Origin of the sequence: Pseudomonas sp. PA-1-6B (genome assembly GCF_021609545.1) — a bacterium.
Lineage (GTDB): Bacteria > Pseudomonadota > Gammaproteobacteria > Pseudomonadales > Pseudomonadaceae > Aquipseudomonas > Aquipseudomonas fluorescens_BV.
On the sequence record NZ_WJZM01000099.1, the window covers coordinates 1 to 10,221 of the forward strand.

The 10,221-nt window shown below is 56.0% G+C and carries 7 protein-coding genes; 3 read left to right on the plus strand and 4 right to left on the minus strand.

Going from position 1 to position 10,221, the window contains the following annotated elements:
- Positions 1-17: 17 nt before the first annotated feature.
- The gene (locus tag GIV35_RS26710; protein WP_329609958.1) at positions 18-1,076 is read right to left on the minus strand and encodes a LacI family DNA-binding transcriptional regulator; all 1,059 of its coding nucleotides are present in this window, start codon (positions 1,074-1,076) and stop codon (positions 18-20) included.
- Positions 1,077-1,308: 232 nt separating this feature from the next.
- Between GIV35_RS26710 and GIV35_RS26715 the strand changes: the two genes are divergently transcribed.
- The 3 genes from GIV35_RS26715 (at position 1,309) to GIV35_RS26725 (ending at position 7,895) form a co-directional block, all read left to right on the plus strand.
- Positions 1,309-3,255, plus strand: a complete 1,947-nt coding sequence (locus tag GIV35_RS26715) for a hypothetical protein (RefSeq protein WP_236489345.1) — start codon at positions 1,309-1,311, stop codon at positions 3,253-3,255.
- Positions 3,256-3,424: 169 nt separating this feature from the next.
- On the plus strand, positions 3,425-5,413 hold the full coding sequence (locus GIV35_RS26720) for a hypothetical protein (protein WP_198716544.1): 1,989 nt from the start codon (positions 3,425-3,427) through the stop codon (positions 5,411-5,413).
- Positions 5,414-5,624: 211 nt separating this feature from the next.
- Positions 5,625-7,895, plus strand: a complete 2,271-nt coding sequence (locus GIV35_RS26725; protein ID WP_236265089.1) for an autotransporter outer membrane beta-barrel domain-containing protein — start codon at positions 5,625-5,627, stop codon at positions 7,893-7,895.
- A gap of 83 nt (positions 7,896-7,978) precedes the next feature.
- Here the strand turns inward: GIV35_RS26725 and GIV35_RS26730 are convergent, their stop codons facing one another.
- From GIV35_RS26730 to GIV35_RS26740, 3 genes are all read right to left on the minus strand, one after another.
- Positions 7,979-8,401, minus strand: coding sequence for a hypothetical protein (locus GIV35_RS26730; protein ID WP_105226701.1), 423 nt, complete (start codon positions 8,399-8,401; stop codon positions 7,979-7,981).
- 70 nt (positions 8,402-8,471) lie between these two features.
- Positions 8,472-9,266 (minus strand): hypothetical protein, encoded by a 795-nt coding sequence (locus tag GIV35_RS26735; RefSeq protein ID WP_223024033.1) that lies wholly within the window; start codon positions 9,264-9,266, stop codon positions 8,472-8,474.
- A gap of 113 nt (positions 9,267-9,379) precedes the next feature.
- The gene (locus GIV35_RS26740) at positions 9,380-10,021 is read right to left on the minus strand and encodes a DUF1345 domain-containing protein (protein WP_054897468.1); all 642 of its coding nucleotides are present in this window, start codon (positions 10,019-10,021) and stop codon (positions 9,380-9,382) included.
- Between the last annotated feature and the right edge of the window lie 200 nt (positions 10,022-10,221).

A 10,221-nucleotide genomic window follows, 5' to 3' on the forward strand; every position in this document is an offset into this window, starting at 1 on the left:
CCCTTATGACCCTGGCTTTACTGTGGCGAGGGAGCAAGCTCCCTCGCCACAGTAAAGCCAGGGTCATAAGGGGGCGTCGAGCCGCGGATAATCAGCTCGGGTAAGAAATCCAGGGTGCGGGTGGGTGCGGTATCGCCGCGCAGGCGCTTGAGCAAACAGTCGAAGGCGCTGGCGCCAATCGCTTGCGTCGGTTGGGCGAGGGCGGTGATGCCGTTGCCCACCAACGGGTACCAGTCCAGGTCATCCAGGGCGATCAAGCCCACCTCGCCGAACAGGTCGCAGCCCAGCGCCTTGAGCACCCGGGTGCAGGCCAGTGCGGCCACGCCGTTGGCGCAAAACACTGCCTTGGGGCCGGGGTTGGCGAGAAAGGCTTGCAGACGCTTTTCCAGGTTGCCATCCAGTTCAACCACGGCGCCTGTCAACGCCGGGCGCTTGGCAATTTCGTGGTTGAAACTCTCCAGGCGTTCCAGGCGTGAGCTGGTGCCGTCGGTGGTCTCGCTTACGAGCAGCACGTCGCGGTAACCCTGCAGCTCCAGGTGTTCCACCGCCATGCGCACCGCCGCCGGGTTATCCAGGCCCACCAGGTCGCTGTGCAGCGGCGCGACCTTGCGGTCCACCAGCACAAGGGGCATTTCCTGTTGCAGCTCCAGCAGTTGGTCGAGGTGATGGCCCAGGGTGTTCACGATCAAGCCTTCGATGTTGTACGAGCGCAGCGCCGCCAGGTGTTGGCGCTCTTGCTCGTCATCACGGTCGGTGTTGCACACCACCAGGCTGTAGCCGTGCTGACGGCAGGCGGTTTCGACGCCGTGCATCACGGCGATGGAATAGGGGTTGCGGATATCGGCCACCAGCATGCCGATCAGGCGCGTGCGGCCACGTTTCAAACCACGGGCCATCTGGTTGGGGCGGTAGCCAAGCTGTTCGATGGCTTGCTCGATGCGCAGCGCGATCGCGTCGGAGAGCAGGGCGCGGTCATCGCCGATAAAACGCGACACGCTGGCTTTGGAAACGCCGGCGCGTTGGGCGACGTCGAGCATGGTGACACGGGTGCGCTGGGCGGCGGAAAAAGGAGTCACGGTCGCGGGCCTTTCTTATTCTGAAGTTGGTTATGGCTGCTTTGAAACCGGTTTCAGGAAACACCAACTCAATCAATGCGTCAAGCGCTGCTCTTCGGCGCGCTCGGGGGCTGTCCGACGAGTGGAGCGATCTACCTGTTAGTTCTGACAGTATCCACCGCGATGAAACAAGCGCCTAATTTGAGCCAGCGAAGCGGATTGATTCAGCCACGTGGAAATCAAGGAGCGCCTAATGATGGGGTCAAAAAAAACAGCCAACACATCTGTCAGCGCTACAGGCGCAGGGCAGATGTCCGAACTCAAGGCTGCCGTCGTGGTGGATGCGTTTTCCGATGATCCCAACGGCCTGATCCCTACTGAGTTCCTGTACCACCCGATTAAGATTGAACTCCAGCAGATCTGGCGGTTTCCGGCACAATACGGCGAAACGGACAATGTCCATTTCTCAATCAAACCTCATACGCCGGAACCCGCCTACTCCTTGCCGCCGATTCCCTTGTTAGGCCCCGTTACCGAGGATGATTTCCCGGTAGAACTGTCCATAGGCGGTAATTGGCTGAAGATCAGCGGCTCTTATGACCTCAGTTATTACGTTGACGGGCCGGGCGGTATAGAGCACAGCCCGCATGTCACTACGTTCACCCTGGATTGGATGCCGCCGGGTGGGATGGCTCCTCTGATGCCGCCTATGTTCATCGATCCGGAGGTCGCCAATAACGGCATCACTGAGGCCTATATCAGTGAGCATGAGTTCGTTGAGCTGCGAATTCCGACCTATCTGGATCGCCAGGCGTTTGACGACGGGTTGATTTTTTTGTTGGAGACTGAGGAGTCAAACCCTTTTCTGGCGGCCTATACGCATACCTTTGTCAGCACCACTGAGGCGCTGATAGTCCCTGTGCCTTCCGGGCTGTTTCGCCAACTGCCAAATGGGCCGCGTTTTTTGCGCTACGGTCTTCGCGATCGGGCAGGAAACCAGCAGTCCAATTACTCGGGGGCAACACCGGTCTATATCAACCTGCAAGCGCTCCCCAGTGGACTGCAACCGCCCGAGGTGCTTGCCTATGACTATGACGGCCTGATTGATCGCGCGGATGCCCGCAGTGGCGTAAACGTGAGATTTGGTGCCTATTTCGACTGGAATCCGACCGACGAGGTGGCCGTCAGTTGGAATGGAATCCTTCTGGCCAGGGAGCCGGTTGACGGTTTTCCAAAAGTGGTCCCGGTGAGCTGGTCTGTATTGATCCAGAATGGCTACCTACAGACCCAGGTTCCGGTTCGGTACTTTATTTACCGTGCCGGTGTTGCGACGGCTGTTCCATCGCCGGTACGACGTGTCGACGCTGACTTCCGGGTATTTGGGGTGGACCATGACCAAGCACCGGCTGAATACAATCGGCACTTGGCTAAAGTTGAAATTCGAGGCGCTGTTTCCGATACCGCTAACCACTTGGACTTCAGTGATTCGGACCAGTGTGTCACGGCGACAGTGGCCTTGCCGGAGGGACCTGCTGTCGGTAAGTGGTTGGACTTGTACTGGGGCGACCGAGAAGACCCAGTTGCCTCCTACACTGTTAAGTCCGACGATAAACCAGGGCAATTAGTGACATTTACCGGGGTGCCTTGGGAGATAGTTGCCGAAACACCTAATAATCCAGCTTTTCCGGTTAGTTATCGCACGAGTAATGGCGTGAATGAACAATTGGCGCCAAACCAGTTCGTGAATATTAATATAGTGCCGCCGGTCAGGTTTCCTCGCCCTGAGTTTGCGCATGCCAGCACAACGGGGTGGTTGAATTGCCAGACCGATCCTCCTATCTGGGAGGGGGTTCATGTGCATGTGAATAAACATGCAGCTATTGCAGTCGGCGATGAGCTCCGATTGAAATGGCAAGGCACTTGGGGGTTTGCGGGTGACCGCCCGATCGCTGAAACCTCTGAAGTGTTCAAAGAAGATTGGTTGGATGTTGACGAGAGTCAGGGCTATCACGTTTTTGTGGTGCCTTATATTCCTTATGTTCAGCCCATGAAGAACGAGGCGGGTGCGTATGCCGAGTTCACGGTATGGCGCAACGGAACACGGATTGGCAGTTCGTCTATTCGCTACGTAAAAATCGATCGCCGGTATTCAACCTCGGATCCCGTATTCTGCGGGCCGAACGGCAATGGGCCGGATTAGAAAATCTCCAGCAGTTGGCTGAACTTTCTCTGTGCCTTTGTTGATTGTTTTACAGTGTGCTCAATCTGAACTTGGTTGTAGGTGGCTTGCCGGTGATTTTATGTGAGGCTGGTGTGGTTATCAGTCCGGGAACTTCTTGAGCGCTTTATTACACGCAAGGAGAACTAAGATGGCAATTAACAGTGCAAAAAAAATAACGACACTTGGTTGGGATGATCCCAAATTAGACGCGCCGATATTTTCTCAGGCGCTCAACGGCGTAAGTGGTTTGATCTGGCGGCCTTACCTGGACGAACATGCTGGTTTGCGGGTTGATTGTCCCCTGGGGGGCTTTCCGGAGATTGGCGACGAGATACAGATTGAATACAGCCCAGTTGGGGTTGCTGTATGGACACCACTGGAGCCGATGATTCTCGAAACTGACCCTACTCAGCCGCTCGTCCGGTTGACCATTGATTATAATATTCTGGGGCATGGGGAGTTTGAAGTCAGGTTTAAGGTAAAGCCCGCTTCGGACACTGACTATAAGGACTTCTCCGTTGCAGAGCGCGTCAGGATTGATCTATACGGGCCTTACAAGTCATCGGGTCGTACTGAGGCCCCCGCAAGGATTGTTTTCCCCACCGCGCTTCCTCTGGGGGTCGACATTACCCAAGCTACTCTGGACCTTAATCCGGGAGGTTTTGACTTCGAGATTTCCAGCTACGCGGGTTTTGAAGACGGCGATGGCGTTGCGCAGGTCTGGTTCACTTCTCTGCAGCCACCCGATGATGCTCCGTCCTTGGGCAGCGTCCCCATGGAAAGTGGCGGTGTGGAGTTCAACCTGCCCATTTCGGCGTTTGAAGATTTTGAAGATGGTAATTATTTTGGCTATTACCGATTGATAGATGCTGCTGGGAATCTCAGTGAAATTTCCAGGATCACTACGGGCCGCAGGCTTAAACGCAGTGCCAACCTGGTGTTGGATCCTATTGACCTCGTAGTGCCTCCAGAGAATGAGTTGGTGGATATCGAGGTTTGGAAAGCGGGTGTAAGGTTGGCGATACCCAGCTATGCATGGGAGTCTGGTGATCAATACAGGTTGATTTGGGGGGCGCAATCCTCCGGGTTGTTGCCACTCAATGGCGTATTTCCCTTTGAGTTCACGGCCTCAAGTCAACTGATTCTGGATGAATATGCTACTCAGACAGGCGCGGTGTCGACGCCGATCACTTATGAAATCGTCAGGACAGGGACAGTCAATAAGCCTGATGCTGAGGTATTGGTTGACGTTGATCTGAGTGTTGAAGGGCCGGGCGCACCTACGCCGGGAGACCCGAGTCCAGACCTGGACGCTGTCACTATCGTGGGCCCCGCGTCTACTCCCACGCCAAACTACCTGAATTCCGCCGACATTGATCATGCCAGCCCCATCGAGGCGAATTTTAATCTGTGGGCTGCCGACCCTCAGCCGACAGACGGAATGGTCATTACGCTGTATTGGGGAAGCAAGCTGAACCCGGCAGGTTCGCGTACGGTTGCGCCGGGCGAGGGGGCTGGTGATTCCTTTATGATTGAGGTAGACAAGGACGCGATCGCCGCCGCGGGCAATGGCGATGACATTCCCGTTTTCTACGGTGTCAGTCGTCCTGGCGCGGCCAATAGCAACTTTTCGCCAAGCACGTCCGTTGAAGTGGACGATGCGATTATCCACTCGCTCGATCCCGCAGTGTTTCGCAACACGCTTGCCTGGGCCGTTGACCCCCGTGGCAGGATTACGTGTTCATCCTTGCGGCCTCAAGGCACAGGCACGCCTGAGGGGGAAAAACACATTGAAGTCTGGATTCCACCCAGCGCTGAGTTTTTCGCTGATGGTGTAGAAGTTACATTTGAGTTCGTGGCCTCGACGGGCCTTAATGGGGATGCTCCGATAGGGTCTACTCGAGGCACTCGGTCACTCACATTGGATAAAAACATGGCGGACAATGGGTTTATCTTCGAGCTTGAACCTTTCGATCCGCACCTTAAGGTCCCGGGGGTTACGCCGAGCTATAACTCGATTTGGTTCCAGTACTCTCTGGATGTCGCAGGGACGCCGGCCAAATCAGTACCCGCAGTCATTCCCGTCCGAATGTTGACGTCCAACAACTTCTGCGATGGCGATCCTTATACGCCATAGCAGCAGAGCTGCAAGCACCAAGGCGCCCGGCGCCTTGGTGTTTTGTTAATACCAATACGCTACTCAATTACTCCGCAATCTTCGGATATATCCTACTTACCACTTCCTCTTGGATCTATAACCTCGCGGCCTCTACAGGTCTGGCTCCACTCCATCGGAACGAGCCATGCCATTGGGTTTAGGCATATTTAGTCAGAGCGAGTGTTACAGCATGTCCATCAAGTATCTTTTTAAACTCTCACCGTTAAGTGCGGCCGTCAAAGTGTCGTCGCTGGGCCTGCTGCTGGGGGTTGCGGTACAGGCCCAGGCAAGCCAGCAGGTTGTGGCGCCTGGCGAGTCCAAAGTGATTGAAGCTGGCGAACCGGTAACAAACTGGGCGCTGCAAGCCGGCTCCAGCCTGACGGTCAATGGTGCCACTGCCGGCTCAATCCTCGGACTCGGTGCTCAGTTGACCGTGAACAGCGGTAGCAATATTGAACGCATTGTTGCCCAGGAAGGGTCCAAGGTGGCCATCAACAACGCAACCGTTAAAACCGAGAGGGCAGGCGTTGCGGCAATGGAGCTGACCAATGGCACTGCGACGATCTCCGATAGCCACCTGGAAAGCACCCGATCGACCGGCCTGCTGCTCAACCGCTACGTCTCGACACCGGGTGGCTCGCGTGCCGATGTCAGCAACAGCACCATAAAAGGTGCGCAATCGGGTGTGACTGCTTCCCAACACAGCGAGCTGTTTCTGGATAACTCACTGGTGCAAGGGACTGCCGCCAACAGTACCGGTGTTCTTTTGCTAGGGGGTTCGGCTTTTGCCCAGAACAACAGCATGCTGGTTGGTGAACTCAATGGCGTTCGCTTTAACCGTGGATCAAGCACTACCCAGGATGGCTCGCTGGTGCTGGATCGCTCGACGGTCGAAGGCAAGACAGGCGCTGCGATCCTGGTCGCTGGTGCACCTGGGCGGGTGCCGACGGCCAATATAGAGGTAAACAACGGTTCGCAACTGATTGGTGGCAACGGCAACTTGCTCAAAGTCACCGGCACGGCCACGGCCAATATGCGTGTCAATAACAGCCACTTGACTGGCAATGTGATCGTCGAGGCCGGCAGCACCGCCAACTTGAATTTGCAGAACCATGCATCGCTGACGGGCGCCCTGATGAACGTCAGCAGCTTGAGCATAGGCGATGGCTCGTTGTGGAATTTGACTGGCAATAGCCTGGTGGACGACCTGGACCTCGCCGGTGGTACCGTCAAGTTTGGTGAAACCAATGAGTTCTACCAGTTGAACCTGGATACGCTCAGCGGCAACGGTACCTTTGTGATGGGGGCCGATTTCGCCGCAGGCTTGAACGACTTTCTGAATATCGCGGGGGACGCCACTGGCCAACATAGCCTGTTGGTGGCCAGCACGGGGCTCGAACCCGTGTCGCCAGGCGACGTACAGATCGTGCACACCGGCGGCGGCGACGCGCAGTTCTCCCTGGTGGGAGGGGCTGTGGATGTCGGTGCCTGGTCTTACGGGCTCAAACAGGAGGGGAATGACTGGTTCCTTGACCCCAATGCCCGCACCATCAGCCCGGGCACGCGCTCGGTACTGGCGCTGTTCAACACTGCGCCGACCGTATGGTACGGCGAGATGAGCTCGTTGCGCAGTCGCATGGGCGAGTTGCGTCACAACGACGCAATGGCCGGTGGCTGGATCCGCAGTTATGGCAACAAATATTCGGTAGCGGATGCCAATGGCGTGGGTGTCAAACAGACTCAGCGTGGGTTCTCCCTGGGTGTGGATACGCCGCTCAGTGAAGACAGCCAATGGTTAATCGGTGTAATGGCAGGGCACAGTGACTCGGACCTGGATTTGGGCCGGGGTACTTCAGGCGCCGTAAAAAGCTACTACGCTGGCCTGTATGCGACGTGGATGAACGCCGACAGCGGTTACTACTTTGACGGCGTCGTCAAAGCCAACCGCTTCGAAAACGATGCCAAGGTTGCCATGAGCGATGGTGTTCAGGCCAAGGGCAAGTACGGAACCAATGGTCTGGGAGCATCGGCGGAGGTGGGCCGTAATATAAAACTGGACAATGAGTTCTTTGTCGAACCGTTTGCACAGGCGTCGACAGTGGTGGTCAAAGGTAAGAAATACGGCTTGGACAACGGGCTGCAGGCCAAAGGTGAAAACACCCATTCGGTGCTGGGCAAACTCGGCGTGACGGTGGGGCGCGATTTCATCATGAACGATGGCAGCATCGTCCAGCCCTACCTGCGCACGGCCGTGGCCCATGAGTTTGCCAAGAACAACAAGGCGTCGGTCAACGGACATGTGTTCAATAACGACTTGTCGGGTTCGCGTGCCGAGTTCGGCGCGGGTGTGTCGGTCGCGGTATCGCAGAACTTGCAGTTGCACGCTGATTTCGAACACAGCAAAGGCAAGCACGTTGACCAGCCATGGGGGGCAAACGTAGGTCTGCGTTACAGCTGGTAAGTAGTAGTGGGAACCCCAAAAAAGGAAGCTTCGGCTTCCTTTTTTGGGTTTATAGCAAACGCTGGGTCATGAGTGCCTGAGTTTCAACTCAGGTCGAACAAGGCCGTGATGGTGGACACCGGGTTGCCGTCGTCACGGGTGAGGATGTGTTGCAATGCGCCAGCAACATGGGTGTTCGCGGGATCTACAGTGGTCAAATCAATGAGGCCGCTGGCACCATATCTCAGGATGGGGTCCAACAAACTGTTCGTCGAATACGTCAGTCTGATGTCGTCCAGATGCTCCTCCAACTTGTAGATGCGTTTTTCAAAAGAGGCAGGAAACACGAGTTGGATTTGATGTTTGACTAAATCGTCGTCTACCTTGCTGGCGGTAAGGGTCCATCGGTCTTCGTTCTTTTTGATGTCAAACACCTTGGCAGTGAAGTCTGCCCCATCAATTTCGCCTTTGAAATACCGGTTGGCAATCCTTGGTTTTTGTTTGCGAATCAACTGAACGACTGACATAGGTGCATCTCCTCTGCGTAGTTTCGCGACTCCGCGTCAAGGTAGGAGGCGCTTGGGTGTACTGGAAGGATCAGGCTTTGCGTTTCAACGAAACATCATCAAAAAAAACTGCGCCATCTATACCGATCAGGACGATCGTGACGGCCGTAGTGGCGGGCGGCATTGCCAGGTCTGCCGTGTAGGTTGTCCAGGCAGCCGCGCCTACACGGATTTCCGGGAATGTCCCCGTAGGGGTCACCTGGAATCGGGCAAAACCGTGCCCGCCGAATTCACTTCGGGAACGAAACGAAAATTCGTAAGTGACTCCCCCGGTCACGGCGATGGTCTGGCCGGCCTGGCCTTGTAAAGTTGCCTGAAACGTATCCCCGTCAAAGTGCCTGCCTGAACCGATCGGTGAGCCTGACGTATCCCAATGGTCGCTGTTTGCAGAAAAATCTCCATTGAGTACCAGCTCGGGCCGAGGTGGAGTGCTCGTATCCTGAGTCAGGTTCAGTTCGTCGACACACACTTCGCCAGCTATCCCCGTGATTGCCACGGTCATGAGGGTTGTTGCAGGCGGGGTGGTGATGCGGATCTCTTGTTTTCTCCACAGATGAAAGTCGTTGAGTGCGATTCGCACGTCGGCACCGGGAATATCGGGCTGGATCAGAAGCTCTCCCTTGCCCTGGTACAAGACCTGGCTCCAGAATTTCAACAGGTAGGTGGTTTCCGCCGTGGCATTGATGGCTTGAGAGGCCTGCCCGTTGAGTACCCGGCAATATTGGCGCGAGTAGTCCACGGTGTCTTGGGTGGTCCATTCGGCGCCATATTTGCTAAAGCTGCCGTTGCCCAACAGATTGTTGATCAATGTGCCTTGCCCACCCATGTTCTTGCTCCGCTAGCCTTCTGAGTGTGCCTATTGCGCGCTACAACTAGGCGCTTGGCAACTGTCAGAACTAACAGGTATTGACCTCCATTCGTCGGATCTTATCGGTAGGCTCAACCAAACAACCCGGCCGCAATATTGATCGAGAACCCCAGGATCGCGGTATTGAACAGAAACCCGATCAACGATTGCCCCAGCACCACTTTACGCAAGCTACGGGTGGCGACACCCACGTCCGAGGTCTGCACGGCCACGCCGATGGTGAAGGAGAAATACAGGAAGTCCCAATAATTGGGGGTGAGCAAGCCCTCGGCAAAGCGCAGCGCCGGCTCCTTGCCTTGCCAGGTGTAATAGAGCCTGGCGTAGTGCACGCTGAAAATCACCCCGATCAGCAGCCAGGAGCCGATCACTGTCAGCCCGGTAAAAGCGTAATGCAGCAGACGTTCGGAAGTGGCCAGGTCCTTGCTACCCACCAGTTCGAAGGTGATGGTGGCCAGGCTGGCGATGGCGGCGATGCACACCATGAACAGCACCAGGCCGGCGTTCTCGTCTTCGACTTCGGCGATGCGCTTGACGTCTTCGGCCTTGGCGCGAATGGTCAACCAGAGCATCAGTATCAGGTAGGTCCAGACCCCGGCGTTCCAGCCGATCAGGATCTTGCTGGCAAGGGTGTCGGCCGGCACCAGGAGGCCGACCGCAAGGCCCAGTACGGCGGCGGATGAGAGGCGAGGGTGGGTGCGGGCGAGGAAGGGCATGGTGGCTCACAGATAACTATTTGTGAGCACCATAGCTTATTCGGGTGTACCTGATCATGAATGCAATCAATAACCCTGTGGGAGCTGGCTTGATCTGGTCCAGTAATTTTGGACATTCTTATCGGTTTTCACGCCGCTAGCTTTTCCGCCGCTATCGGTGAGTGGTAACCGTTGTAACTGTGGCGCCTTACACTGTTGTA

What these genes read in the sequence shown, in the direction of transcription:
- GIV35_RS26715 (WP_236489345.1), top strand. Translation starts at nt 1,309, where the DNA reads ATGATGGGGTCAAAAAAAACAGCCAACACATCTGTCAGCGCTACAGGC.
- GIV35_RS26735 (WP_223024033.1), bottom strand. Translation starts at nt 9,266, where the DNA reads ATGGGTGGGCAAGGCACATTGATCAACAATCTGTTGGGCAACGGCAGC.
- GIV35_RS26730 (WP_105226701.1), bottom strand. Translation starts at nt 8,401, where the DNA reads ATGTCAGTCGTTCAGTTGATTCGCAAACAAAAACCAAGGATTGCCAAC.
- GIV35_RS26725 (WP_236265089.1), top strand. Translation starts at nt 5,625, where the DNA reads ATGTCCATCAAGTATCTTTTTAAACTCTCACCGTTAAGTGCGGCCGTC.
- GIV35_RS26740 (WP_054897468.1), bottom strand. Translation starts at nt 10,021, where the DNA reads ATGCCCTTCCTCGCCCGCACCCACCCTCGCCTCTCATCCGCCGCCGTA.
- GIV35_RS26720 (WP_198716544.1), top strand. Translation starts at nt 3,425, where the DNA reads ATGGCAATTAACAGTGCAAAAAAAATAACGACACTTGGTTGGGATGAT.